This is a genomic window from Corynebacterium atrinae, assembly GCF_030408455.1.
GTDB classification, from domain to species: domain Bacteria; phylum Actinomycetota; class Actinomycetes; order Mycobacteriales; family Mycobacteriaceae; genus Corynebacterium; species Corynebacterium atrinae.
Window position 1 is genome coordinate 1,330,297 of the sequence record NZ_CP046977.1, and the last position, 24,879, is coordinate 1,355,175.

The 24,879-nt window shown below is 61.0% G+C and carries 23 protein-coding genes; 5 read left to right on the top strand and 18 right to left on the bottom strand.

Going from position 1 to position 24,879, the window contains the following annotated elements; genetic code table 11:
- Nucleotides 1–11: 11 nt before the first annotated feature.
- The 4 genes from dop to CATRI_RS06565 are packed head-to-tail and all read right to left on the bottom strand — an operon-like array spanning nt 12 to nt 5,208.
- The gene (gene dop, locus CATRI_RS06550) at nt 12–1,553 is read right to left on the bottom strand and encodes a depupylase/deamidase Dop (RefSeq protein WP_290220812.1); all 1,542 of its coding nucleotides are present in this window, start codon (nt 1,551–1,553) and stop codon (nt 12–14) included.
- Between the two features lie 20 nt (nt 1,554–1,573).
- The gene (gene arc, locus CATRI_RS06555) at nt 1,574–3,073 is read right to left on the bottom strand and encodes a proteasome ATPase (RefSeq protein ID WP_290220814.1); all 1,500 of its coding nucleotides are present in this window, start codon (nt 3,071–3,073) and stop codon (nt 1,574–1,576) included.
- Nucleotides 3,074–3,093: 20 nt separating this feature from the next.
- Entirely contained in the window at nt 3,094–3,930 is an 837-nt protein-coding gene (locus CATRI_RS06560; protein WP_290220817.1) for a tRNA (adenine-N1)-methyltransferase, read from the bottom strand.
- Between the two features lie 24 nt (nt 3,931–3,954).
- On the bottom strand, nt 3,955–5,208 hold the full coding sequence (locus CATRI_RS06565; protein WP_290220819.1) for a M18 family aminopeptidase: 1,254 nt from the start codon (nt 5,206–5,208) through the stop codon (nt 3,955–3,957).
- A 36-nt stretch (nt 5,209–5,244) separates the two neighbouring features.
- Here CATRI_RS06565 and CATRI_RS06570 point away from each other — a divergent pair, with 36 nt between their 5' ends.
- Both CATRI_RS06570 and CATRI_RS06575 read left to right on the top strand, forming a co-directional pair.
- Complete coding sequence (locus CATRI_RS06570; RefSeq protein WP_290220821.1) at nt 5,245–6,066, top strand: RecB family exonuclease; 822 nt, start codon at nt 5,245–5,247, stop codon at nt 6,064–6,066.
- Nucleotides 6,067–6,358: 292 nt separating this feature from the next.
- Entirely contained in the window at nt 6,359–6,550 is a 192-nt protein-coding gene (locus CATRI_RS06575; RefSeq protein WP_290220823.1) for a hypothetical protein, read from the top strand.
- Nucleotides 6,551–6,621: 71 nt separating this feature from the next.
- Here the strand turns inward: CATRI_RS06575 and CATRI_RS06580 are convergent, their stop codons facing one another.
- The 10 genes from CATRI_RS06580 to CATRI_RS06625 all read right to left on the bottom strand — a co-directional run bounded on the left by CATRI_RS06580 (nt 6,622) and on the right by CATRI_RS06625 (nt 17,320).
- Nucleotides 6,622–7,956 carry an HNH endonuclease signature motif containing protein gene (locus tag CATRI_RS06580; RefSeq protein ID WP_290220825.1) on the bottom strand — a complete coding sequence of 445 codons (1,335 nt, stop codon included), beginning with the start codon at nt 7,954–7,956 and terminating at the stop codon, nt 6,622–6,624.
- Nucleotides 7,957–8,194: 238 nt separating this feature from the next.
- Nucleotides 8,195–9,853, bottom strand: a complete 1,659-nt coding sequence (locus CATRI_RS06585; RefSeq protein WP_290220827.1) for a formate--tetrahydrofolate ligase — start codon at nt 9,851–9,853, stop codon at nt 8,195–8,197.
- Between the two features lie 61 nt (nt 9,854–9,914).
- Nucleotides 9,915–11,225 (bottom strand): anaerobic C4-dicarboxylate transporter, encoded by a 1,311-nt coding sequence (locus tag CATRI_RS06590; protein WP_290220829.1) that lies wholly within the window; start codon nt 11,223–11,225, stop codon nt 9,915–9,917.
- 140 nt (nt 11,226–11,365) lie between these two features.
- Nucleotides 11,366–12,868: an aspartate ammonia-lyase gene (aspA, locus tag CATRI_RS06595; RefSeq protein ID WP_290220831.1), complete on the bottom strand. Its 1,503-nt coding sequence runs from the start codon at nt 12,866–12,868 to the stop codon at nt 11,366–11,368.
- A 141-nt stretch (nt 12,869–13,009) separates the two neighbouring features.
- Nucleotides 13,010–13,855: an ATP phosphoribosyltransferase gene (gene hisG, locus CATRI_RS06600; RefSeq protein ID WP_290220833.1), complete on the bottom strand. Its 846-nt coding sequence runs from the start codon at nt 13,853–13,855 to the stop codon at nt 13,010–13,012.
- A gap of 12 nt (nt 13,856–13,867) precedes the next feature.
- The gene (locus CATRI_RS06605; protein ID WP_290220835.1) at nt 13,868–14,131 is read right to left on the bottom strand and encodes a phosphoribosyl-ATP diphosphatase; all 264 of its coding nucleotides are present in this window, start codon (nt 14,129–14,131) and stop codon (nt 13,868–13,870) included.
- 18 nt (nt 14,132–14,149) lie between these two features.
- Complete coding sequence (locus CATRI_RS06610) at nt 14,150–14,821, bottom strand: HAD family hydrolase (RefSeq protein ID WP_290220836.1); 672 nt, start codon at nt 14,819–14,821, stop codon at nt 14,150–14,152.
- Between the two features lie 5 nt (nt 14,822–14,826).
- A complete protein-coding gene (locus CATRI_RS06615; protein WP_290220838.1) occupies nt 14,827–15,207 on the bottom strand; it encodes a hypothetical protein in 381 nt (126 codons plus the stop codon).
- A gap of 24 nt (nt 15,208–15,231) precedes the next feature.
- Nucleotides 15,232–16,482, bottom strand: coding sequence for a cysteine--1-D-myo-inosityl 2-amino-2-deoxy-alpha-D-glucopyranoside ligase (gene mshC, locus CATRI_RS06620; protein ID WP_290220840.1), 1,251 nt, complete (start codon nt 16,480–16,482; stop codon nt 15,232–15,234).
- A 10-nt stretch (nt 16,483–16,492) separates the two neighbouring features.
- Nucleotides 16,493–17,320: an undecaprenyl-diphosphate phosphatase gene (locus CATRI_RS06625; protein WP_290221005.1), complete on the bottom strand. Its 828-nt coding sequence runs from the start codon at nt 17,318–17,320 to the stop codon at nt 16,493–16,495.
- Between the two features lie 21 nt (nt 17,321–17,341).
- On the opposite strand from CATRI_RS06625, the gene CATRI_RS06630 reads away from it, so the two are divergent.
- From CATRI_RS06630 to CATRI_RS06640, 3 genes are read left to right on the top strand one after another with little or no spacing between them, the layout of a single operon-like run.
- Nucleotides 17,342–18,304, top strand: a complete 963-nt coding sequence (locus tag CATRI_RS06630; RefSeq protein WP_290220842.1) for an aldo/keto reductase — start codon at nt 17,342–17,344, stop codon at nt 18,302–18,304.
- Between the two features lie 23 nt (nt 18,305–18,327).
- Nucleotides 18,328–19,356: a hypothetical protein gene (locus CATRI_RS06635; protein ID WP_290220844.1), complete on the top strand. Its 1,029-nt coding sequence runs from the start codon at nt 18,328–18,330 to the stop codon at nt 19,354–19,356.
- The gene (locus CATRI_RS06640; protein WP_290220846.1) at nt 19,357–20,466 is read left to right on the top strand and encodes a quinone-dependent dihydroorotate dehydrogenase; all 1,110 of its coding nucleotides are present in this window, start codon (nt 19,357–19,359) and stop codon (nt 20,464–20,466) included.
- Between the two features lie 5 nt (nt 20,467–20,471).
- On the opposite strand, the gene CATRI_RS06645 is transcribed toward CATRI_RS06640, so the two are convergent.
- Genes CATRI_RS06645 through CATRI_RS06660 form a run of 4 tightly spaced genes read right to left on the bottom strand, consistent with a single transcriptional unit; the run spans nt 20,472 to nt 24,825 of the window.
- Nucleotides 20,472–20,870: a hypothetical protein gene (locus CATRI_RS06645; protein WP_290220848.1), complete on the bottom strand. Its 399-nt coding sequence runs from the start codon at nt 20,868–20,870 to the stop codon at nt 20,472–20,474.
- A gap of 12 nt (nt 20,871–20,882) precedes the next feature.
- Nucleotides 20,883–21,422, bottom strand: coding sequence for a YbhB/YbcL family Raf kinase inhibitor-like protein (locus CATRI_RS06650; RefSeq protein WP_290220850.1), 540 nt, complete (start codon nt 21,420–21,422; stop codon nt 20,883–20,885).
- A gap of 20 nt (nt 21,423–21,442) precedes the next feature.
- The gene (locus tag CATRI_RS06655; RefSeq protein ID WP_290220852.1) at nt 21,443–23,236 is read right to left on the bottom strand and encodes an ABC transporter ATP-binding protein; all 1,794 of its coding nucleotides are present in this window, start codon (nt 23,234–23,236) and stop codon (nt 21,443–21,445) included.
- On the bottom strand, nt 23,233–24,825 hold the full coding sequence (locus tag CATRI_RS06660) for an ABC transporter transmembrane domain-containing protein (RefSeq protein WP_290220863.1): 1,593 nt from the start codon (nt 24,823–24,825) through the stop codon (nt 23,233–23,235). Before CATRI_RS06660 ends, CATRI_RS06655 begins: the two co-directional genes overlap by 4 nt.
- Nucleotides 24,826–24,879 lie beyond the last annotated feature (54 nt).

The window sequence follows — 24,879 nt, forward strand, 5'->3', positions numbered from 1 at the left end:
CTCCCTTTCAATCAGGATTTGTTGTGGTGCGTGACGTAGGTGTTGTTGGGTTCGATGCCGACCGCCTGCAGGCCTTGGAGCAGCTCGGCAGTGGTGGTGGCGTCGTCAATAATCGCTCCCACCTGCTCCCGGGTGAGGCCGTCGACGTCATTGGTAGCAAGACGGGCTGAGACGTCGCCGACCTTGAGGATCATCGTCTGCCAGGAGGCAGCGATAACGTCCTCGCCGAACTTGGCCGACACCTCCCCGCGGAACCATGCCCGAGAATCAGCAGGTGGGGTGGAAGCAGCCCGCTCGATCTCCTCCGGCGTCGCCAGGGTCTGCATCCGGCCCCGGCGCACCAGCGCGTGGTAGAGCGACTTCGCCGGATCGATGTCGGCGTACTGCAGGTCAATGAGCTGCAGCTTGGCATCCGAGAGGCTCACCCCGCGATCCACATAGCCCTTGATCAGCGACCACTTCGCGGTCCAATCCAACAGATGCGAAGTCTTCATCGGGTCGTCCGCCAGCAGGTCAAGGACCTCCCCCCACAGCGCGATGACGCGCTGATCCACCTCATCGACCGCGGTGACGCGGGAGAGATAGACCCGCAGGATGTCGAGGGCGGTGAGTTCGCGGCCGTCGCGAAGCAGCAGTTGATGAGTGAGGCCTAAGTCATGGGAGACGTTCTTCAACTCCGCGACAGAATCACGCAGCCGCAGATCGGAGAAGTCCACGCCGTTCTCGATCGCGTCGATGACCAGCTTGGTCATGCCTAATTTAAGGAAAGTCGAATACTGCGACATGTTCGCATCGCCGACAATGGTGTGCAGGCGACGGAATTTCACGGCGTTGGCGTGCGGCTCGTCGCGGGTGTTGATGATTCCGCGGTTGAGCGTCGTCTCCAGCGACACCTCCTGGAAGAAGTAGTCCGCGCGCTGGGAAATCTGAAAGCCCTCCCGCTCCCCCGCCTCCCCGATGCCCAATCGCCCGGCTCCAATGATGACGTTGCGGGTGACAAAGAAGGGAATGAGTGCCTGCGACAGTACGTCGAAGTCCGTCTGGCGCGAGTACTGATAGTTTTCGTGCGCACCATATGAGGCGCCCTTACCGTCGACATTGTTCTTATAGAACTTCAACGGCGGGCACGGATCATGATGCTTGAGAATGGACACGCCCTCCTCAAATAACTCCGCCACGTCCGCAGCGGCTTTGAGCAGGATGAGGTCGCCGGCGGCGTCGTACACCATCGCGTCATAAGCATTGGAGCATTCCGGCGAGGAGTACTCGGGGTGCGCGTGATCGACGTAGAAGCGCGCGCCATTGGCCGTGACCACGTTGGCGATACCCACCGCGTCGGGGTCTACCACCGGAACCGTGTGATAACGGCGCAGGTCAAAGCCGCGCGCATCCTTCAACGGCGACTCTTCCTCATAGTCCCAGCGCGAACGAGCACCCGTGTTCATCGCGGCATACGCCACCACCGCGTGAGTCGACGTGACGATGGGACTCAACCCCGGATCAGTCGGAGTGGAGATCCCATACTCAATTTCCGTGCCCATGAAACGAGTCATGCCCCTCACCCTAATCGACGTCAGCCCACCACACGGGCTTCCACGACCCGCGATCCGTGGCGTCCGGTGATTCGACTCCACACATCGGGGTTCGCGGTGTCCGGCAGGTCCTCGCTTTCGAGATGCTCGGCGATGACGGCCTCGGTGAGGTGCTGTGCGGTCACGCCCGCAGTGTTCGTCCCTGCCAGATGATCCTTAATGGCCAGCTTCTTCGCCCGATCGACGATATTCGCGATCATCGCGCCGGAGACAAAATCCGAGTAGTACAGCGTTTCCACACGTCCATCGACGAGGGTCAGCTCAACGTACGGCCGGGGTTCAAAAAGCTTATCGACGCCCACCTCAATCAACTCCTCCACCGGTGCCGCATGCGGGACCCGTTCAGTGAGATGGCGGCGGAAGATGTCGCAGGACCCCTTGCGGGTCGGGCGTTGGACCCTAATCTTCACGTCAAGGCGGCCAGGGCGCAGCAGGGCCGGATCGATGAGCTCCTCCCGGTTGGTCGCCCCGATGATGATCACGTTGGAGAGATTCTCCACGCCATCAAGCTCGGTGAGCAGCTGCGGTACGACGGTAGTCTCCATATCGGAGGACACACCGGAACCACGCGTGCGGAAAATCGATTCCATCTCATCGAAGAAAATGATCACCGGGCGCCCGTCACCGGCCAGCTCCCGCGCGCGTTCGAAAATGAGGCGGATGCGGCGCTCGGTCTCGCCCACGAACTTGTTCAGCAGTTCCGGGCCTTTGACGTTGAGGAAGTAGCTGGCCGAACCATCCCCCACCCGCGTAGCCAGCGAATTCGCCACCGCCTTGGCTATGAGCGTCTTACCGCAACCGGGCGGTCCGTACAGCAGCACGCCCTTGGGGGGATGCAGCTGATAGTCCCGGTAGAGCTGCGGATGCGAAAATGGCAGCTCCACCGCATCCTTGATCTGGTCAATCTGCTCGTCGAGGCCGCCGATGTCCTCGTAGGTCACGTCCGGCACTTCTTCCAGCGACAACTGGGAGACCTCGGTCTTGGGAATCCGCTCGAAGGCGAAACCCGCTTTGGTATCAACTAGGAGAGTGTCTCCCGCTCGGGCGGTATCGAGCAGGGGCGTGGCCAGGCGAATGAGCCGCTCATCCCCGTTGTGAGTGGTCACCAACGCCCTCGTCGACGTGACCCGCTCGGTCACCATGGCGAGCTCTCCTGTTTCCGTGAAACCGCAGGCCTCGACGACGATCGACCCGTCGCCTAATCGCACCAACGTGCCTGGAACGAGCTCTTCCGGCGCTACATTGGGCGAGATTTTCAGCCGCATGTGGCGCCCAGCGGTGAACACCTCCGCGTCACGCCCCTTCTCCCCATGGTCGAGGAAGACCCCGTAGGTAGAGGCCGGCTCCGCGAGCGCGTCGATCTGCCCCTGCAAATCTTGCAGCTTGTCCCGAGACGCCTTGAGCAACTGAGCTAGCTTGGCGTTTCGGGTCCCCAAGGTCTGCAGTTCGCGCTTGAGGGAAGTGGTGTCGGCTGATTCCATACCTCTACTGTAATCAGGCTCTACTTGCGTGCGCGACGCTGTGGGCGAGGCGGCGTCACCCCATCTGCCAGGCGACGAGCCCAAATGAGGAAAGCCGTGTGGGCATTCATGCGGTGCTCCGGTCGGGTGGCGAGCCCCTCGACCTTCCATTCCCTCACTAGCGATTCCCACGCCTTCGGCTCGGTGAAGCACTGTAGCTCCCGGATGCCCTCCATGACCTTCATCAGCTGCGGGACGGTGGCCACGTATGTCATGAACACGCCACCTGGAATGAGGACGTCTCGGACAACAGGCAGGCACTCCCACGGCTCCAGCATGTCCAAAACCACGCGATCCACCGGCCCGCCGAGGTCATCAACGGTCACCTCGTTGAGGTCTCCCAGCCGCGGGTCCCACGTCGCGGGTCGCCCGCCAAAAAACTCATCGACATTCGACATGGCGTAATCCAGGTGATCCTGGCGGATCTCGTAGGAAATCAGCTGGCCATTCTCGCCGATGGCACGCAGCAGGCTCATGGACAGCGCGCCCGAGCCGGCTCCCGCCTCCAAGACCCGGGCCCCCGGAAAGATGTCTCCCTCAAGGATGATCTGAGCTGAATCCTTCGGATAAATAACCGCCGCACCCCGAGGCATGGACAGCACATGATCGACCATCAAATGCCGAAACAGCAGGTAGTCCGCGCCCAACGTAGAGCGGACAACTGACCCTTCATCCATTCCGATGATCTGATCGTGCTCGACGATGCCCTTGTGGGAATGGAACTTCGCGCCCGGCTGCAAGATCAGGGTGAAGTGGCGGCGCTTGGCGTCGGTGAGCTGAACTCGATCGCCTGGCTGAAAGGGGCCGGAGTAGGCCATGGGTGAAGTGCTCCTCATGTGGGATTAATGATTGATCAAGTATGCCTCAAGAGCGTCCGCGAACCACAGCTGGTCACGTACCCCAGCCAGTTCGCGCGCCGAGTGCATCGATAGCAGCGGCACCCCGACGTCAACCGTAGGGATACCCAGACGCGTTGCCGTGATCGGCCCAATGGTCGACCCGCACGGCACCTCATTGTTTCCAACGAACACCTGCGAGGGCACCCGGGCCGCCCGGCACGCAAGCTCCCACCTAGCTACCGATTCCGCCGTCGAGGCATAACGCTGGTTGGCGTTGATCTTCGTGACTGGCCCCTTCCCGATAATCGGCTGATGCGCAGCGTCATGTTTCCCCACGTAGTTCGGGTGCACCGAGTGCGCAGCATCCGCCGAAACGCAGAACGAACGCCGCAGCATCCGCTGGAATTCATCTGCCGTCGCCCCTAGCGCGTCAGCCGTCCGGCTAAGTATCTGCTCCAGAATCGGCCCCGCCGCTCCCGTCGTCGACGCCGAACCAACCTCCTCATGATCGAAGGCAGCCAGCACGAGGACATCATCTCCCGCATCCCCCGAAGCGATCGCCCGCTGGAACGCCACGAGCGACGCATGCACGGATGACAAGTTGTCCATACGTCCCGCCGCAATGAGGTCCATATCGGCACCAAACACATCGCCGGTTTGCGCGTCAACAGTGATCAGGGCATGTCCGTAAATATCTTGCTTATCGACGCCCGCCGCCCCCGCCACTGCGTCCAACACCGTCGTCCCGGTGGTCGAGACCACCGGTTGCATGTGCTGTTGGCGGTCCAGCTTCAACTCGCTGGAGCGATCCAGGTGGATAGCCAAATGAGGAATCCGGGCAATCGGACCCGTGTTAACCAACCGTTGCGAGCCGTCCGCCAAAACAATCTGCCCGGCGAAGCTAAGCTCCCTATCCAACCAAGAAGCGAGAATCGGCCCGCCATAAACCTCGACTCCCGCCTGCTGCCAACCGCCCGCACCAATCTCTGGCCGAGGCTTGAGAGTAAACCCAGGCGAATCAGTATGAGACCCGATGATGCGGAAACCCGCCTGCGGCCCCGCACCCTCCGGCACCCACCACGCCATCACTGCCCCGCCCCTCACCAAGACGTGCCCCCCAGCCTCGGCGTTCCACGCATCCTGTTCATCCTGACGATGGAACCCCGCCGCCTCCAACCGCTGCGCCACTTCCTCCGCAGCGTGGAAAGAACTCGGTGACGCAGCGATGAAGTCAAGGAAATCAGAAGTCTGGTTCATACCCTCCACTGTGCCACGGCTAGGGTGTGAAGCATCATGAGCACTCCCCGACCCCTGGCCCTGTCACCCTCCCGCGCCTCCGACTACAAGCAATGCCCCCTGCTCTATCGCTTCCGGGCCATTGATCGCCTCGCCGAACCAAAGACTCTCGCACAGGTCAAGGGAACCCTCGTCCACGCGGTGCTGGAAAACATGCACGGCCTCGTCCGGGAAGATCGGACCTACCCTGCCGCCGTGAAGCAGCTCAAGCCCACCTGGGCCACCATGTGCACCGCTGATGATGAGCTCGTCCAACTCGTCCCAGACGACCAACTGATGGACTTCCTCATCGAATGCCGAGACCTCCTCCGCGGCTATTTCGAAATGGAGAACCCCCAAGGTTTCGACGCCCACGCCGTCGAAATGTACGTCAACACTGTCCTCCCTAACGGCGTGCCGGTGCGGGGCTTCATCGACCGCGTCGACGTTGCCCCCACCGGCGAGGTCCGCGTCGTCGACTACAAGACCGGTAAGAAACCCCAACCCCGATGGTCGCACGACGCCCAGTTCCAAATGCGCTTCTACGCCCTCGTCTACTGGCGCCTCCACGGCACCATTCCCCACCAGCTTCGACTGATGTACCTCAAGGTCCTCGACTCCATGTTCCTGCAACCCTCCGAAGAGGAACTTGAATACTTCGAACGAGACCTTGCCGACCTCTGGGGAAAAATCACCGCCGACGGACAATCCGGTCGCTTTCGCCCCAAAACCTCCAAGCTCTGCGGGTGGTGCTCCTTCCAATCGCTGTGCCCCGAATTCGGTGGTACTCCCCCGGAGTACCCCGGGTGGCCCGGCACTCCAGCGACAGACTCGAACTAAGGAGGAATTGTGCCTGACCTGTGGTCCATCTGGCTCCCCTCCTGATTCTCATCAACTCAGCCTGTGTCACCTTCTGGGCGGCGAGAGAAGCCCGCAAGCAATCCCCCGCGCATCCATTCGTCACTCACCATTCGCCCACAAGCTCTACCTGGTTCTACGCTTCTTCGTTCTTCTATGCGGGTTCACTGGTCTCACTGCTGGCCTTATTCACCACGACTTCCGACATTGTGGTCAACCAGAATCAGCGAGATCACTAAACTCGAGAATCATCTTTTTCGTAGGGTGGGGACCCATGGGCAGATTGATACACGACCACGGCGGACTCACTATTGCGCTCACCGCACTCTTGACGACGCTCGTGGCACGGATAATTATCGATCTTCTGGTCGCGTGGCCAACCCCAGTTGACTGGGCAGTGTCCATCGCAGTGGCGGCGATCGTCAGCATCGTAGTCGCTCGGAAAATCCCGAAGATTCCTCAGTAGGAATCACCCGTCACTCTGTCCGCTTGTCACATGCGTGGGCGTGGAGAACCCCGCTTCACCGGGCATCAACGCTAGAACGGTGGTGGTTCTTCCGGTGGTGGGGGCGGCGGAGGACCTTCCTTCTCGATCTGTTCTGCTCTCTGGGCTTGGGACTCCGACCTAATCCTCGCCCTGCGCTTCTCGATCCGTTGGGACACGGTTTGCAACCAGCGTCGCTCACTAGCAGCCAGTGGCCCGTCACCTTCGGACTCCGCCCACGACCCATCATCAAACAGGAAGTACTTCCGCCTCGTCACCGGGTCCATGACGTAGGTGACTCGCCGATCAGTCTTGACCGCATGATGCTTCACACACAACGCCGCCAAATTCGCTGCTGTGGTGGGCCCGCCATCAGCGTGATTGATCCGGTGATCCATCTGTGCTCGATGAGCAGGTGCATCACACCCACCGACAGCACACGTCCCATCAAGGCCGATGACGAGGGAGCGGATATCTGAGGGGGTGGCATACGCAGACGAGACTTTCTGAGCAATCGCATCGAGATCAATCTCCACACCAACTCGGTTGAGCAGATCTTCGGTCTGCTTTGCGGTGAGGTACCCGACCCCGGAGACCCATGCTGGAGCATTCGGGATATCGGATGCTCGGTAGATGTTGAGGGTGACATTCGTTGACCCCTCACCCCTCATCAAGGCCACGAAGGCGTCTGCCTGACTGATCCCATGGGCGATGGCGTGCTTGCGGATACGGAGGTCGATTTCTTGGGCGACGACCCCATCAAGATCAGCGTGGAGGAAGCCCCGGCCGTCGTCGAAGGAGATGGAGACACTATCAACCGGTTGTGGTGCGGGATCCTCGGAGGAGATCGTCTCATCGAGCATGGTGATGATCGCATTGAGCCGGCTTTTGATCTTTCCTGGGGTGGGCAGGATCTGATTCGTCCGGGTGGGCGTGAGGAATTCGGCTAGTTCGGTGTCGATGAGGTCGAGGTGTTCGGTGATGGTGGTGTCTGCTTTACACAACACACCGTCAATCGTCTTCAAGCGGACAAGGTCGAGGTGGAAGTACACCTCCTGAATCTCCTTCAACTTCGGCAGTTCGTTAAGCCGTTGGTGGGCGCTGATCGCGGACATAAGGTACTGATCCCCACGACCTAGGGAGCGCCGTAGCTTAGCGAGGACGATGTCAACGTCCTCATCACCATTGGGGAGAACGGATTGCCACAGTTTGTGGTCCTCGCGTCGCATCTGTGTTCCCCGCCGAGCGACCGGGTCATGAGGTGAGCTGACCGCGAAGTAGTGCTGGGGGCCGGCGGCTGCCTCTTTCAGGTGCGCCTCCACCATGGAAAAGCCGATCTCGAGCGTGAGTGGTAGCGCTTTGCCTGGGTAGAAAATGTCACTGCTCATGTTCGTTCACCCCCTTGCCCCTTCGATTAGGTGTTCTAACTCCAATAGTAGAACACAGAATCGAACCGCGCAAGAGGTAGAAGCAACTTTCCGACAGGTTCTTCATCTCCGGCCTGGGAACGTACCCATCCGCCGCTAGGCACCTCATACGAAAGCCCCAGCGCAAAAAACGCCGGGCTCACCTCATACTCGGCGACTGCCAAACGTAAGTTGCCAAGGAACTCCTCGTCGTGCAGGTTTAGAAGAGTCCCGAAATTTTTCCGTCGGCTGTGATGTCGATGTTGTCGGCCGCGGGCTTTTTGGGCAGGCCTGGCATCGTCATCACGTCTCCGGTGAGGACGACGACGAAGCCGGCTCCGGTACGCGGCAATAGCTCACGGATGTGGAGAGTGTGACCTGAGGGAGCCCCGAGTTCACTGGGGTTGTCGCTGAAGGAGTACTGAGTCTTAGAAATACAGACCGGGAGCTTGTCCCACCCATTGGCCTTGATCATCGCCAAGTCCTTGCGCGCGCGGGGCGAGTACTCCACTTCGGCGGCTCGGTAGATTCGTTTGGCGATGGTCTCAATTGACTTTTCGATGCCCAATTGCGGATCGTACAACGGTGTCGATCCCGAGCGAAGGTTGTCGAGGACGGCGAGTGCCAAGTCCTCTGCTCCGGCTCCGCCTTCGGCCCAGACGTTGACTTCGGCCAACGGGACCTGGAACCCCTTCGCCCATTCACGCATGAACTCTCGCTCGGCGACGGTGTCGGAGGCGAAAAGATTGAGCGCGACGACTGGGGTGACGCCGAACTGCTGCGTGTTGGAGACGTGGCGGGCGAGGTTGACTACCCCTTTCTTGAGAGCTTCGAGGTTTTCCTCCTTGAGTTGGTCTAACGGCACGCCTGCGTTGTACTTGAGTGAGCGGATCGTGGCGACGATGACCGCGCCATTGACATCGAGGTTGCCGTAGCGAGCTTTGATATCGAAGAACTTTTCTGCACCCAAATCGGAACCAAAGCCAGCTTCGGTGAGGACGAAATCAGCGTGCTGCATCGCTACCCGGGTAGCAATAAGGGAATTGCAGCCGTGGGCGATATTGGCAAAGGGACCACCGTGAATATAGGCGGGGGTACCACCAAGGGTTTGGACGAGATTGGGGTTGAGGGCGTCTTTCATCAGGGCACTCAAGGCGCCTTCCGCCCCGAGCTGGCCCGCGGTGACAGGCTGGTCGTCGTAGGTAAAACCGATGGTGATGTTACGTACTCGCTGCTTGAAATCTTCCAAGTCGGTCGACATGCAGAGAACAGCCATGATCTCAGAGGCTGCGGTGATGGTGAAGCCGGTTTCTCGGGGAACACCGTGGGCAGGGCCTCCCAGGCCGGTGTTCACGTTGCGTAGAGCACGGTCATTGACGTCGAGGCAGCGCTGCCAGGACACGCGACGGGGATCGATGTTGAGGTCGTTGCCTTGGTGGATGTGGTTGTCGATGAGGGCAGCGAGGGTGTTGTTGGCAGCGGCGATGGCGTGGAAGTCACCAGTGAAGTGGAGGTTGATGTCCTCCATAGGGACGATCTGGGAATATCCGCCACCGGCAGCACCGCCCTTAATTCCCATGACCGGTCCCTGGGAGGGCTCGCGAAGAGCGGCGGCTGCTTTGTGCCCGAGACGGGTCATGGCATCAGACAAACCAATGAGAACGGTGGATTTTCCTTCGCCCGCCGGCGTCGGAGAGATTCCAGTAACGAGGATGAGCTTGCCGTTGGCGGGTGTGTCAACGAGTTGGGTGATGTCTACCTTGGCTTTGGTGTTGCCAAAAAGGGTCAGGGCGGCAGGATCAATGCCTGCCCTGTCAGCTATATCGGTAATGGGTTCAAGCGTGTGAGCTTGTGCAATATCGACGTCAGATAAGACCATGCCCACCAGCCTAGCGGCCGGTGGGCAGTGAATTCCGCAGATCACATTGCCAATCTGGGGATTAGAGGATGATCGCTCCTAGGAGGTAGCCCAGGATCACCGAGATCGTGATGCAGACGACACCGGGAAGGAGGAACGGGTGGTTGAAGACGTACTTGCCAATGCGAGTGGAGCCGGTATCGTCCATCTCGACTGCGGCGAGCAGGGTCGGGTAAGTCGGAAGGACGAAAAGCGCGGAGACTGCGGGGAACGCAGCAATCGCGGTGAGCGGGCTGACACCGATGGCGAGGGCCGCTGGCATGAGTGCCTTGGCGGTGGCGGCCTGCGAGTAGAGCAGGGCTGCGGCGAAGAAGAGGACCACGGCGAGCAGCCACGGGCTGGACTCAAGGATATCGCCAGCCAGGACCTGAATGTTGTCGATGTAGTGGTTGATGATCGTCGTGCCGAGCCAAGCGACGCCGAGGACACAGACAGCGGCAGACATACCGGAGCGGAAGACCTGGGTCTTGATGATCTCGTCGGCCGGGATCTTGGTCACGAGAACGATGATGGTAGCGGCAGCCAGCATGATACACATGATGGCTTCGTTGCGCGGCAGCGAGGGATCGGTAATGAGGCCGACCTGCTCGGAGATGGCGGTGGCGTAGAGCATGACGCCAATGATGGCGACCAAGAAGACCCAGACAGAAGACTTGGCACCCTTGGGCGGAGTCCATTCGGCTTGGCCGATCGGCTTGCGAACGAGGTTCTTTGCCAGTCGGTCCTGATAAACTGGATCGTCCTCGAGATTCTTTCCTAGGCGGTTAGCCAACAGTGCCGTCGGGAAGATAGCGAGGAAAGTCGCGGGGATCATGATGCCGAGGAGCTGGAGGTAGCTCACCCCTAGCGGCTCCAGGATCGACGCCATGAAAACGACGGCCGCAGAGATCGGTGAAGCGACGATCGCCATCTGGGAGGCGATGACAGCGACTGAAAGGGGGCGGGAGGGGCGAACCTTGCCCTCCTTGGCGACCTCGACGATGACGGGCAGGGTCGAGAAGGCGGTGTGGCCGGTTCCAGCGAACACCGTCATGGCCCAGGTAACAACTGGAGCCCACAAGGTGATTTGCTTGGGGTTACGACGGAGGAACCTCTCGGCCAGGTGGACGAGGTAATCCATGCCACCGGCGCGCTGCATAGCGGCGATAGCGGCGATAACACACATGATGATGCCGATGACATCAAAGGGAATATCCTCTGCGGTGACGGTGACACCGGTCGCAGCGAGCAAGAGGACACCCAGGCCACCGGCGAAGCCGATGGCGATCGAACCCAGGCGAGCACCGAGGACGATGGCGCCGAGAACGATGAGGATTTGGAGGACCAACAACATGGAGGCCAATCCTTCCTTTATTGAATTTGGGCAACTGTCTCAAGTATCCAACCGGGCGCATAGAAATGTCCACTTGTGTGGGTAAGGACACAAGTGGACAGGGTTTCTCTCTCGATTTCGCTCCCGTATGGTTGGAGGTTTTAGGAATCGAGGTACAAAGTTCCGCGGAACTGCGGGTGCATGAGATTCTCTACGCTAAGGACTTTGTTCAACTCCTCTTCCTCCATCAGACCCCGCTCCAGGATAATATCCTTTACCGAACGCCCCGTGATGGTGGCTTCCTTTGCAACCATGTCGCCGTTATGGTGACCAATGATCGGGTTGAGGTAGGTGACGATGCCGATGGAGTTTTCCACGTACATGCGGCAAACCTCGGGGTTGGCAGTGATTCCCACGATGCACTTTTCGCGCAGACTGCGAGCGGCGTTGCCGAGGATGCGGATGGACTGGAACAGTGCCTCACCCAGCACCGGCTCCATGACATTGAGCTGCAGCTGACCAGCTTCTGCGGCCATCGTGACGACGAGATCGTTGCCGAAGACCTTGAAGCAGACCTGATTGACCACCTCGGGAATGACCGGGTTGACCTTGCCCGGCATAATCGAGGAGCCGGCCTGGCGGGGCGGCAAGTTGATTTCGTTGAGTCCGGCACGCGGGCCAGAGGACAGCAGTCGAAGGTCGTTGCAAATCTTGGACAGCTTCATTGCAGCGCGCTTGACGGCCGAATGAGCGAGCACGTATGCGCCGGTGTCGCTCGTTGCCTCGATGAGGTCGCGGGAGGACTTAAGGTCCAGACCAGTGACCTCAGACAGAGATGCGGTCACCTGGTGGCGATAGCCCGAGGGGGTGTTGACGCCGGTACCAATGGCGGTGGCGCCAAGGTTGACCTCGAGGAGGCGATCGGCTGCGTGCCGGAGCACGGCCTGTTCTTCGGCGAGGTTGTGGGCAAAGGCGTTGAACTCGTCGCCGAGGGTCATCGGCACGGCGTCCTGCAGCTGGGTGCGACCCATCTTGAGGATGTCCTGGAACTCGCGGCCCTTTTCCTGGAATGCCTTCTGCAGAAGATCAATTTCTTCGATGAGGGTCGTCATGGCGGTGTACACACCGAGGCGGAAGCCGGTGGGGTACGCATCGTTGGTCGACTGCGACATGTTGACATCGTCGTTGGGGTTGATGATGTCGTAGGAGCCCTTCGGCTCACCCAGGTGCTCCAGCGCGAGGTTGGCCACCACTTCGTTGGTGTTCATGTTCAGCGAGGTGCCAGCACCACCCTGGAAGACGTCGATCGGGAACTGGTCCATGCAGCGTCCCTCATCGAGGATCTGGTTGCAGGCCCAGACGATTGCCTCGTACTTCTTGGCTGGCAGGGTGTGCAGGCGACGGTTGGCCATCGCAGCGGCCTTCTTTACCTGAACCATGCCGCGAATGAACTCGGGAACATCGTTGATTTGGGTGCGGGAAATCTGGAAGTTCTCCATTGCGCGGAGAGTGTGAATGCCGTAGTAGGCGTCCGCGGGTACTTCCATGTGGCCGAGCAGGTCTTCCTCGGTGCGAGTGGCGCGGGCGACGGCGGTGGAGTTGTGCTCCTTCACGTCCTTCGTCTCCTTCTCGGACTTCGGCTGAGCCTTCGTCGTTTTTGCCATATGTGAACATCTCCTCTGAGATTGGGTGTATTCCGTACAAGAAAGAATCTGATTTACTTCCATGCTAGCCCCAAAACAGAAACCACCGCACCGCAGAATTTTTCTGCGGTGCGGTGGGGACACGCGGTCGTCGAAAAGCTATCAAATACGCACGATGCGCAATTCAGTAGCCAAGATTGCTTGGGCTCCGAGCTGGGAAAGTTCGTCCATAATGTCGTTGGCGCGCTTACGGGGGACGAGGGCACGGACGGCGACCATGTCCTCTCGTGCCAGTGGCGAGACCGTCGGGGCAGACAAACCAGGAGTTACGCGGGATACGGCATCGAGTCGATCGCGGGCAATGTTGTAGTCGAGCATGAGGTAGTTCTGCGCATGCAAGATGCCTTCGATGCGGGCGAGGAGGACGCGCTCGTCCGCAGTAAGTTCTGTGCCGGCACGGGCGACGATCACGGCCTCCGAGTCAACGAGGGGCTCGCCGAAGGTCGATAGGCCCTGGCGGCGCAGGGTGTTTCCGGTGGAAACGACGTCGGCGATGGCGTCGGCCACGCCGAGCTTGATGGAAATTTCCACCGCACCGTCCAGGCGGATAACCTCGGCTTCAATGCCGCGAGCGGCCAGGTCATCGCGCACCAAGTTGGGATAGGACGTGGCAATCCGCTTCCCCGCCAGATCTTCGATGGTCCACGTCTCGTCGGCGGGACCGGCGTAGTGGAAGGTCGACCCCCCGAAGCCAAGAGACAGAACCTCTTGGACCTCCGCGCGGGAATCGCGAGCCAAATCTCGGCCCGTGATGCCCAAGTCGAGCATGCCGGCGGCGACGTAGATGGCGATATCTTTGGGGCGCAGGAAGTAGAACTCAACGTCATTGGAAGTATCGAATACCGCGAGGGCCTTGGAATCTCCGCGACCTTTGTATCCGGCCTCCGCGAGAATTTCGACGGCGGCCTCGGAGAGTGAGCCCTTGTTAGGGACGGCAATCTTGATCATGGTCACGGGCTCCTAAAGGTACTTATAGATGTCGTCCGGGTTGAGGCCGCGGGCGACCATCAAAACCTGCGTCCAATAGATCAGCTGCGACATTTCCTCGGCGAGCTCTTCATCGGACTGGTATTCGGCGGCGATCCATACTTCGCCTGCCTCCTCGATGACTTTCTTGCCAATATGATGCACACCCGCGTCGAGGGCTGCAACGGTGCCGGACCCTTCAGGTCGGTCCTTCGCGCGGGCGGACAATTCGGCGTAGAGAGAGTCAAAGTTCTTCACGGCGATTAGAGTAGCCCACTACACCGACAGGCGCGCGAACCAGTCGCGAACTTTCTCGGCAGTGACCCCCTCAAAGGTGGTGTCTCCGTGAATTTCTTTGAGCAGCGTCACGCCCTCAGGTCCTGCGTCGGCGAGCCCGATAACCCGGCATCCGGCAGCCCGAGCTGCGGTCATACCAGCATGGGAATCTTCGAATACGAGACAATCGGATGGGGCGACGTCCACTCTGCGCGCCGCCTCCAGATACATCTCGGGAGCGGGTTTCGGGTGGATAACCTCATCACCAGCCACGGAACCAGAGAAGTAGGAGGCGCCAACCGCCGCAATGGAAGGGTCGGCCAACTCGCGTTCAGTGTTGGTGGTCACCAGCATTGGGAGACCAGCGGCGCGAAAGTCTCCCAGTAGTTCTTGAACTCCCGGATTAGGCACCAGCTGGTCGGCCATGAGCTCCGCCATCCGGTCATAAATGATACGTCGTTGGGTGACGTAGTCCGCCTCTTCCAACACGACCCCTGCGTGTGAGGCGCACACGTCGATCGTGTGCCGCAAGCTGCCGCCGACGGTCGACTCTCTCAGCTCAGGCGTCAGTCGCCGCCCTAGCCTTTCGCTTAGTTCATAGGTAGCGATCTCCCACAGCGGCTCTGAATCCACTAGGGTGCCGTCCATATCCCAGAAAATTGCTTTGAGCATGCCCGTTAATCTAGCTCAGGCAGTTCGGCCAGGGCGTCATCTTCGGCGCCGGTGGCTGCGGAAGCATCGCGGATTATCTGATTGAGCTCGGCCTTTTCTTCTGGCTCCAATACGGCATCATGCTGAGCACTGTTGAATGACTCGAGCTCGCCTACCGTCTTGGTGACCACACCGACGAGTAGTTCCGCCGACGGGTCATCCGGCAGGGTGTCGAGGCTATCCAGGAGCGTTTCGAGAATGCCGCGTAGCTGGGGCAACACTGCAGGATCAAAGGGTTGCTCCCAGAATTCCTTGTCTTCGTCCTTGAGGTAGCTGCCGGTGGAAAAGTCGGTCAGCGTGGAAATGAACTCGTCTACAGCTGGTTGGAATTCAGCGCGAATGGTCATGGTGGCCATTGTGGCCGAAAAAGATCAGAGCCGCACTCCCAGGAGGGAATCCAAGGCAGCAATCACCAGTTCTGCTGCGCCTTCCTCGTCCTCTCCCCGGGGGCTACTCGCCCACTTATCGACGCCCGCGAGTGCCCCAGGAGTATCCAGATCCGCCGCCAGGTGCGCGCGGAGGTCCTGGACCAGCGCTTGCGCGCTGTCCACGGATCCGGGGTGGGTAATCGCTTCGCGCCAGGAATCAAGCCGTCCAATGGCCTGAGCTAAGACGGCGTCAGACCAATCCCGGTTGGCACGGTAGTGGGAGGCGAAGACGCCAAGCCGGATGGCGGAGGGATCGACGCCCGCGGCGGTGAGCTTGGAGACGAAGACGAGGTTGCCCAAGGACTTGCTCATCTTCACGCCATCGAGGCCTATCATGCCGGAATGGACGTAGTGCCCGGCCATTCGCTCGCTGCCGAGCCCAGCCTCGGCGTGCGCCGCCGAGAACTCGTGGTGCGGGAAGATAAGGTCGCTGCCACCACCTTGGATGGCAAAGCTCTCCCCCAGCCGATTCGTCGCTATCGCGGAGCACTCGATGTGCCAGCCCGGCCGACCCGGGCCGAAGGGCGACTCCCAGGCCGGTTCGCCCTCGCGGTGCGCCCGCCAGATGAGGGCGTCGAGCGGATCACGCTTGCCGGGGCGATCGGGATCGCCGCCTCTTTCGGCGAACAGTTCATCCATCGTCGCGCGATCGTAGTTGGACTCATATCCGAACTGATCGGTGGCGGCGATAGAGGCGTACACGTCCGGGTACTCGGGGTCGTCGACGATGTAGGCCGCGCCCCGGTCGATGAGCCGTTGGACCAAGTCGATGACCTCATCGATGGATTCCATCGCGCCGATATAGTCCCGCGGAGGAATGACCGAAAGGTCGGTCATGTCGGATCGGAAGAGGTCGATCTGGCTGTCTCCGAGCTCGCGCCAATCCACACCATCGCGCTCTGCGCGTTCGAAGAGCGGATCATCCACGTCGGTAATGTTCTGGACATAATGAACCCGGTGGCCGTTATCCAGCAGCTGGCGGTGAATGAGGTCGAAAGTGAGATAAGTCGCGGCGTGGCCGAGGTGGGTCGAATCATACGGGGTGATTCCGCAGACATACATGCCGACGCTGCCATCGTCTTTCACACCGCCGACGGGGCGAATAGCCTCGTCGGCGGTGTCGTAGAGGTTGAGCGGGATGGTTGGACCCGCGGCGTCGATAAGCGGGACAACGGGGGTGGGCCAAGAACGCATGACTCACACTCTATACGGGCTGCAACACCCCGAATGCCAGCAGAGCCATGACGAGCAGGCCAACTGGGATGCGGTAGGCGGCGAACCAGGCGAAGGAATGGTTGGCCACGAACTTGAGCAGCCAGGCGATGGAGGCATAGCCCAAGACGAAGGCGATACTCACGCCGAGGAGCAGCTGGGAACCGCTGGCTGCCTGGCCCGCTGCCGGAGCGAAGGCATCGGGAAGCGAGAACAACCCGGAAGCCAAGACGGCGGGGATAGCGAGCAGGAAGCTGAAACGGGTGGCCACCTCGCGGTCCAGATTGAGGAACAGGCCGGCAGAGATGGTGCCTCCCGAACGTGAGACGCCCGGAATGAGGGCCAAGCACTGCGCGAAGCCCATGATGATCGCGTCTTTCATGTTCAGCTCGTCAAATGACCGCTGCTTCTTGCCGTAGCGCTCCGCCAGGATGAATACGAAGGAGAAGACGATGAGCACGGTGGCGGTGATCCAGAGATTGCGCAGGCCCTCTCGGATGAGATCCTTGCCCAGGTAGCCGATAATGGCCACGGGCAGGGTGCCGACGATGACCATCCAGCCCATACGGTAATCAAAACCGCGCAGTTCCTTATTTAACAGCCCCCGGAACCAGCCGGTGAGGATTTGCCAAATGTCCCGGGCGAAGAACACGAGGACCGCCAGCTCCGTGCCTAGCTGCACCACGGCGGTAAAGGACGCGCCAGCGTCTTGACCCCAGAACAGCTGGGAAACGATCCGCAAATGCCCGGAGGAGCTCACCGGCAAAAACTCGGTCAGACCTTGCACGATTGAGAGGACAATAACCTGAATCCAACTCATGTTGTCTGCAGCCGCCGCCGCATGCGTCAATTCAATCACCGGGCTTACGCTACTACTACTGTGGACCAAGTGAAGCAACGACTTGTGGGTGTCAGCGGATTGCGCGTCTCGGAAGTCGGGCTGGGTACTGCCCAGTGGGGACAGTCCACATCGTTGGAGGATGCCACGGAACTCCTCGGCATTTTCCTTGGATCCGGTGGCACATTGGTGGATAGTTCCCCCGCCTATGGCTCCGGTGCGGCGCAAGCGGCGTTGGCTGAGGTGTTACGCACCATGAAAATCCCCCGCGAGGAGATTCTGCTCTCTTCTTCCGCCGGCGTGGATCCTCATTCGCCGGTCGGCCGACGGGTGGATTGCTCCCGCCGTTCGCTCATCGCGCAGTTGGAAGCCACGCTGCGCGCCTTGAACACGGACCACCTAGACCTCTGGTCGGTGGGATACTGGGATGAGAAAACTCCACCAGCTGAGGTGGCGGACACCCTCGACTGGGCCGTGCGCACCGGCCGTACTCGATATGCCGGAGTACGCGACTACAGCGGCTGGCAACTCGCCGTCACTCAGCCGTTGGCCCCCCACAGAATTGTGGCTACCCAGCACGAATATTCCCTGCTGGTCCGGGGCATCGAGGAAGAGTTGCTGCCCGCGGCCTCTCACCTGGGCGTCGGGGTGATTGCGGCGGCCTCATTGGCCCGAGGAGTCTTGGCCGGCCGCTATCGCACCGGAGCCCCACGTTCCGCTCGGGCCGAAGTCCACGCCATGCTGGGGACGAAGTCGGACACTGTCGTTGATGCCGTAGACACCGCTGCCGAAGGTCTCGGTCTGCCGCCCGCCGTGGTGGCTCTGGCCTGGGCCCGCGATCGCATCGGCATATCCTCGACGGTCGTCGGTGCCTCCACCCCGGCCCAACTCACCGAGTTGCTCCAGGCCACGGATACCCAGCTACCCCGTGCCATCACCAAGGCGCTAGACGACGTCTCCCGCTAGAGCCCCTGATAGGCTGAACACTTGTGAAATCCGGACGTGTGACAGCCCTGGCGGCAGTGGCCGCCACCTCACTACTTCTTGGCGCCTGTCAGGCGGGTTCTTCCCCCGAACCGGGGCCCGAGATGGGAAATGCAGTGGCTAGCGACTCCCCTCCTGCCACAAATCCTGCCGGTCGTGTCATCGCACTACCTAGTGACTACGCCGAAGTCTCCGACATGGAACTCGCGGGAGATATCCTCGGCTTGCGTTCGGGTGCCCGCCTGGTTGTGGGCACCATCGCCGATTTTGACGCTGGCTCCGCCACCTCTATCGAGATTCCGGATTCCTGCGCCGACCTCACCGCTACCGGCAATACCTTTGCCTTGGCCTGCGGGGATGAGGTCATGCTTATCGACGCCGCCGAGCCCACCACCGTCAACACCATCACAGTCAGCGAGGTCGCACCGGTCGCCTCCGCCTCCCTCACCGGTAGTGGTGAGCTCATCGCGGGCAGCGCGGACGCCGATAAGGTCGCCGTTTACCGCCCGGACCGAGACCCGGAAGTCATCTCGGTAGCGGGCCCGACCACCCAGCTGATTACCGTTCCGGTGGACGGAGCACCCGACGTCGCCGTCCGCACCAATCTCCCCAACACCACGATCCAGGACATTCACTGGGAGAAGAAGGTCCAAGGCGGCACGTTGCGCGTCGGCGTTGGAATCGGTCAGATCGCTGGCGGGGAGGATGGCCTGGTCGTGGCCTCCGACACGATGGGTGATCAGGTCGCCATTTACACCGCGACCGACGTTATTCGCCTCCACCAGACCCACCCGGTTGATGACAGCCCCTGGGGCGTGGCTTGGGAATCCGGACGTGACCTCGCGTTAGTCACTTCGACCGCGACGAATACCCTCGCGGGCTTCTCTATCGCCCAAGGCGTGCCGGAAGAACAACTATCCCTGTCCACAATCGCCAATGCCCACCACCTCGTCGTCTTGCCAAACGGCACAGTCGTTATCGCCTCCGCGTCCGGCGACGGCCTCCAAGTTATCGACGACCTCGAAGGAGCCTAAGTGTCTTTGCGTACCTCTGCTTACCAGGTGGCCTTGAAAGCCATGTTTACTCTCCGACCGGAGCGGATCCATGGCCTCATTAACAATGGCCTGGCCGTTTTGCAGTCAGTCGGTCCGGCGAACCGCGTGCTTGGCAAGATTGTTCCGGTGAATGATCCCGTCCTTGCCCAGGAGGTTTTCGGCCGAACCATTCCGCGCCCGCTGGGGCTCGCGGCGGGTTTTGATAAGAATGCCACCTCTGCCGATGCGTGGACAGCGGTCGGCTTCGGCTACTCCGAACTGGGTACCGTTACCGCCTCACCTCAGGCGGGCAATCCGACCCCGCGGCTGTTCCGACTAAAAGAAGACCACGCGATCCTCAATCGCATGGGTTTTAACAACGCCGGTGCGGCCGAAGCAGCTCAGAATCTCCGGCGCCGCCGCTACAACGATGTCATTGGCATTAACATTGGTAAAACCAAGGTCGTGCCGGTCGAAGAGTCCGTCGAGGACTATCGCCGCTCTGCTACTCTCCTCGGCGATCTCGCTGACTTCCTCGTGGTCAACGTCTCCTCCCCCAACACCCCGGGCCTGCGGGACTTGCAGGCCGTGGAATCACTGCGCCCCATCCTCGCCGCCGTCCAGGAATCAACCACCACCCCGGTGTTGGTCAAGATCGCCCCGGACCTCAGCGATGAGGATGTCGACGCCGTCGCCGACCTGGCCCTCGAGCTTGGCTTGGCCGGCATCGTTGCCACGAACACGACCATTTCCCGCGAGAACCTCGTGACTCCGGCCGCTAAGGTCGAAGCACTAGGCGCCGGCGGCATCTCCGGTCCCCCCGTGGCCGCCCGTTCGTTGGAGGTACTCAAGCGCCTCTATGCCCGCGTGGGAGACAACCTCGTTCTCATCTCCGTCGGTGGCATCACCACTCCCGAGCAGGCGTGGGAGCGTATCACCTCCGGCGCCACCCTTCTACAGGGCTACACCGGGTTGATCTACGGCGGGCCCGACTGGATCCGCAACATTCACCGCGGAATCGCTGCCCAGATCCACGCTCACGGTCTGAGCAACATCAGCGAGGCCATTGGCTCCGGACTGGAATGGCGCTCGTCGATCTTGCCTGAATAAAAGGACTAGTCCTTGGGGATCAGCGATCGACGAATGATCAGGGCGCAGAACAGCGCGAACACCGCGTACATGGCCAGTAGATACTGCGGCATCCGGTAGATCGACTCGTTGGGGATGAAGCGGGCCAAAACCACCAGCGCCACGGCCACTATGAGAGCGATGATCTGTGCTCGGCTCGACGCTTGATCCTTGCGAATCGTGGCAAAGGCTCCCAGAATTGCCGCAGCCACCAACAGCACGAGCATGCGGCCGGTAACGTCGTACGGCTGTCCCCAACCATCACTGAACACGGCAATAACGGTAAAGACCACCAGAGCCAACGCTAAGGCCATGAAGGCACCGCCGACACGAAGTGCCAGCGGGACACGGAAGACGGGTTCAGGCTGATTCTGCTTTTCGCTCATATCCTGTAGAGCCTACTTGGTTTCGGACCAGCCCCAGAGAATGGCCCGGCCGAGCGAATGGAAGTAGAGGTTGAATCCCAGCACCGTCGCGGTGGAATCCGGGTCAATGTCAAGCTTCTCGACGTCCACCGCGTGCACCGCAAAGAGGTAGCGGTGCGGCCCGTGGCCTTCCGGAGGGTATGCCCCAAAGTAGGCCTTTTCGCCGCTATCTCCTTTGAGCGTGATCACTCCCTCGATTCCTAGGTCAGAGGTCGATCCTGCCCCTGAAGGGAGCGAAGTGACCGAGACGGGAATGTTGAATACTGACCAGTGCCAGTACCCGGAAGCGGTTGGGGCGTCCGGGTCGAAGCAGGTGATAGCTATTGATTTCGTACCCTCCGGCAGGCCAGACCACGACAATTGCGGGGAGATGCTCGCTGGTGCGCGGAGCGAGTCCCCCAGTTTGTCGCCGTCCTCGAAATCAGTCGAGGTGAGGGAAAAGGAGGGGAGATCCTTCAGCGGCGCGTAGGGGTCGGGTCCGGGGAATCGGGAATCTTCGGCGTAGTTACTCATACCTTCTTTTGTACCCGAGATCACATATCGCCGCCGTTGTGCCCCTCCCAGCGCGAGTACAACTCGGCATAGCGGCCACCCGCAGCAATGAGTTCCGCGTGAGTTCCGCTTTCCACAATCCGCCCCAGGTCCATGACGAGGATTCGGTCCGCTTTCACGGCCTGGTCCAGGCGGTGAGCCACAATGAGGCTGGTCCGCCCACGGGCTGCCGCGGTGGCCGCCTCTTCCAGTGCTCGGGCATCATCACTTCCGGCCTCCGAGGTCGCCTCGTCCATAATGAGCACGGGCGGGTCGCGCAGAATAATGCGTGCCAGCGCCACTTGTTGGGCAGCTTCGGGCGGCAGTGGGTCGGCCCCAGCCCCGACGGTGGTATCCAAACCAGCGGGCAGGTGGCGCGCCCACGCAGCGGAACCTGGTTTGAGACCCGTGGCGGCCAATGCCTCTAGCAGCTGTTCATCACTGGCATCGGCGAAGGCCATGCGCAGATCCTCCCGGAGAGTCCCGCTGAAAAGGTGCACATCCTGAGTCAGCAACGTGACTTGCCGGGTGGTCCAGGCATCATCAACCTCAGCGGTATCGATCCCGTCGATGATGATGCGACCAGTGTTCGGGCGCTGCAAACCCGCGATGAGACCAGCTAACGTCGACTTCCCCGCCCCGGAAGCACCGACCAAAGCAGTCGTCGAACCAGCAGGCAAGGTGACGGAAATATCGGGGAGGATGGCCGCGCCACCCGGGTAGGAGAAACCGAGGGAGTCGATCGTGATCGTCGGCGCGGAGGTGAGATCGACTGGGGACACGCGTTCGTCGTCACGCACCAATCTGGCCAGGGCGACAGCCCGGCCGAGGGAGGTGCTGGCCTCCTGGATTTCGCCGGCGAAGAAGAGCACGTTGAAAACGTGCCCTTCGAGCCGGACGACGAGGACGATCGCGGCGGTGGCCGCGCCGAGGCTGATTTGCTCGGTACTGACCAGCCACAAGGCGATCCCCAACGTCCCAGCCAACAGGGTGATGTAGGCGATATTGCCGAAGCCCAACAGACGCACGAAGAGCGGGGCCCGATCAGCCTGGGCTTGCACGGCAGCCCAAGAGGCCTGCCGGGTGCGCTCCAGTGACCAGGGCCCTAAGCGCAGAGCCCGGACCGTCGGCAAGCTACGCACCGTGTCCAGCAGCACCGCATTGCGGCGAGCTTCGGCGGTAGACACGATGTTCGCGGCCTGCGGCATCCGCGGCAGTATCGACTTCAGCAGCGGGATGATCACCACCACCATCAGCGCCAAGGGGAAGATGAACTCCCAACGGATTATCAGCAGCGCGATAAGTGTCACGGGGAACATGAAAACGGTAAGCACCAATCGCACGCCCACCGTGGACGCCACCCGGACGACCGTGTCAATGTCGTGGGTCAGCCGAGTGATCACCGTACCGGTGCCCAATTCGAGCACGTCCGGCACAGGCGCGCGCAGCACCGACGACAGGGCCGCCCGGCGCAGGTCCACCGACAGCATCCGGGTGCGGGCCAGGAGGACCCATCCGGTGGCAGCACGTCCAGCCGTTTCCACCAGCATGGCCACACCAACAGCAATCAACAGCCAGAGGAAGCTACGCATCGGTTCATTGAGTAGATCGACCGTTCGACCGAGCAACGAAGCAGAAGCTGCCATCGCCCCCACCGTCAGCCCCACGACGGCGCCGGTGCCGAGATACCACGACCATCGCGGGCTCGTCGGCAACGTCCGCAGCATCGCCAGGGACTGCCTCAGGCTCGCTGGCGCCAGCGCGTCCTCCCGGTCGCTCAATTGCCAGGCTGTCATCCGAAATCCTCCACCCTTTCAGCGACCGCAATCCACGCAGCCGATGTCGTCACCACTACCGTCGATCGATCCCGGCGCAGGCGCGACACACTATGCGCCACCGTATCCAGCGTCACCGCATCCAACCCCGTCGTCGGCTCATCCAACACCAGCACTTCCGGGTCGCGGACCAGCCAGCGCGCCAACGCCACCCGTTGCCGCTGCCCACCGGAAAGGTTGAGACCCGCTTCGCCGATCGGCGAATCCGGCAACGTTCCACCGTCCATCCCGCCGAGGCGAGTGATGATATCTCCGCAAGCCGCAGCCGTAAGAGCCGCCTGCACATGGTCCGGTGAACTCGTCCCGAGAGCGTCGATGTTATCGGCCAGCGAACCTTCAAACACCGCCACAGTATGGGGCGCGACAATGACCTCCGGGTCGCCTAAGTGCTCGAGCTCATTGAGGCGCTTACGGATCTTCTTCACTCCTGCCGCCGACGTCGCCGACCACACCGTCAGCCCCTTCGGAGGAAGAGGTTGGGTTAATGATTGAGGTGCTTGGGGTGCCTCCAGGTCGCCGACCAAATCCCGAATACGCTGCGCCGACACCACACCCCGTGACCAATAATCCACCGCAAAACTCAACGAATAGCCAAGAAACATCAACCCCGGCGGCACCAACAACGACGCCGTCACCAACCCCGCCGGACTAATCATTTCCTCCCGCGTCATGACCATCGCCACCACGAGAATGCCGACTATCGACGCCGTCGGCACCAGCTGCCGAACCAACGTCAACCACCCCATCAGCCGCGCCTCCACCAACATGACCCGCAAAGCCCTGCCCGTAGCGAACTCGAACCTTTGGGTCGACGCGTTCACCGCGCCCAAGCCCTTCACCACCCGCGAACCCTGCGCCAAGTCCGTCGCCAGGGACATGGCATGTCCCTCCGCTTCTCGACGCCGAGCCGCCACCCGCGCCAACGGCCCAGCCGTCGCCAACGTTGCCACCGCCGTCAACACTCCCGCCAACAACGTCAGCAGCCCCAACCACGGGTGGGCAAAACCAACCGCAATTGCCGTACCCACGAGATAGGACGACATCATCACCGGCCAGTTAATCAGCTGCTTCAACTCCCCCATCTGATACGAATCCGCATCCACCGTATTGAGCACCTGACCCGGCGTCAGCGACGTCGGAATCGCCCCCACCAGCCGAGACGTCAACGACATCCGAACCGAGTTCACCGTCCGCGACGCCGCCAAATCCGTCAGCGCATCGCTGGTACTCTCCGCAACCCAGCCAAAGAGACTTAAACCAGCAACCGCCACGATCGCCAGCGCCGCAATCGTCATCGACCGCTCCTCAAACGCCGCCTGCGACCCCTTCGAAACCAGAACCGAAACAAGAACCATCTGAACCTGCGCCAACAACACACACGCAACCACGACCGCCACAGCCCGGCCATGCAACCCCAACATCGCCAACGCACCCTGACGTCGGGAAGTCCAGCCCTCAGGAGCCACCACCGGATCGTCAGTGGGCACCTGAGCAGGAACAAACCACGACCACGTGGCCATCCGCTTGAGAGGAGAATACGTACGCTTCATAGTGATACAAAAGAGTATCAGTTACACCCCTGTAACTACCTGTGACATGCGGAT

Coding starts and splice junctions, on each gene's coding strand:
- aspA (WP_290220831.1), bottom strand. CDS start 12,868: ATGGCAAAAACGACGAAGGCTCAGCCGAAGTCCGAGAAGGAGACGAAG.
- CATRI_RS06560 (WP_290220817.1), bottom strand. CDS start 3,930: ATGGCCTACTCCGGCCCCTTTCAGCCAGGCGATCGAGTTCAGCTCACC.
- CATRI_RS06660 (WP_290220863.1), bottom strand. CDS start 24,825: ATGAAGCGTACGTATTCTCCTCTCAAGCGGATGGCCACGTGGTCGTGG.
- arc (WP_290220814.1), bottom strand. CDS start 3,073: ATGGAATCAGCCGACACCACTTCCCTCAAGCGCGAACTGCAGACCTTG.
- hisG (WP_290220833.1), bottom strand. CDS start 13,855: ATGATCAAGATTGCCGTCCCTAACAAGGGCTCACTCTCCGAGGCCGCC.
- CATRI_RS06610 (WP_290220836.1), bottom strand. CDS start 14,821: ATGCTCAAAGCAATTTTCTGGGATATGGACGGCACCCTAGTGGATTCA.
- CATRI_RS06650 (WP_290220850.1), bottom strand. CDS start 21,422: ATGAGTAACTACGCCGAAGATTCCCGATTCCCCGGACCCGACCCCTAC.
- CATRI_RS06580 (WP_290220825.1), bottom strand. CDS start 7,956: ATGAGCAGTGACATTTTCTACCCAGGCAAAGCGCTACCACTCACGCTC.
- dop (WP_290220812.1), bottom strand. CDS start 1,553: ATGACTCGTTTCATGGGCACGGAAATTGAGTATGGGATCTCCACTCCG.
- mshC (WP_290220840.1), bottom strand. CDS start 16,482: ATGCGTTCTTGGCCCACCCCCGTTGTCCCGCTTATCGACGCCGCGGGT.
- CATRI_RS06625 (WP_290221005.1), bottom strand. CDS start 17,320: ATGAGTTGGATTCAGGTTATTGTCCTCTCAATCGTGCAAGGTCTGACC.
- CATRI_RS06565 (WP_290220819.1), bottom strand. CDS start 5,208: ATGAACCAGACTTCTGATTTCCTTGACTTCATCGCTGCGTCACCGAGT.
- CATRI_RS06630 (WP_290220842.1), top strand. CDS start 17,342: ATGCGTCAATTCAATCACCGGGCTTACGCTACTACTACTGTGGACCAA.
- CATRI_RS06655 (WP_290220852.1), bottom strand. CDS start 23,236: ATGACAGCCTGGCAATTGAGCGACCGGGAGGACGCGCTGGCGCCAGCG.
- CATRI_RS06590 (WP_290220829.1), bottom strand. CDS start 11,225: ATGTTGTTGGTCCTCCAAATCCTCATCGTTCTCGGCGCCATCGTCCTC.
- CATRI_RS06615 (WP_290220838.1), bottom strand. CDS start 15,207: ATGACCATTCGCGCTGAATTCCAACCAGCTGTAGACGAGTTCATTTCC.
- CATRI_RS06575 (WP_290220823.1), top strand. CDS start 6,359: ATGGGCAGATTGATACACGACCACGGCGGACTCACTATTGCGCTCACC.
- CATRI_RS06645 (WP_290220848.1), bottom strand. CDS start 20,870: ATGAGCGAAAAGCAGAATCAGCCTGAACCCGTCTTCCGTGTCCCGCTG.
- CATRI_RS06585 (WP_290220827.1), bottom strand. CDS start 9,853: ATGGTCTTATCTGACGTCGATATTGCACAAGCTCACACGCTTGAACCC.
- CATRI_RS06570 (WP_290220821.1), top strand. CDS start 5,245: ATGAGCACTCCCCGACCCCTGGCCCTGTCACCCTCCCGCGCCTCCGAC.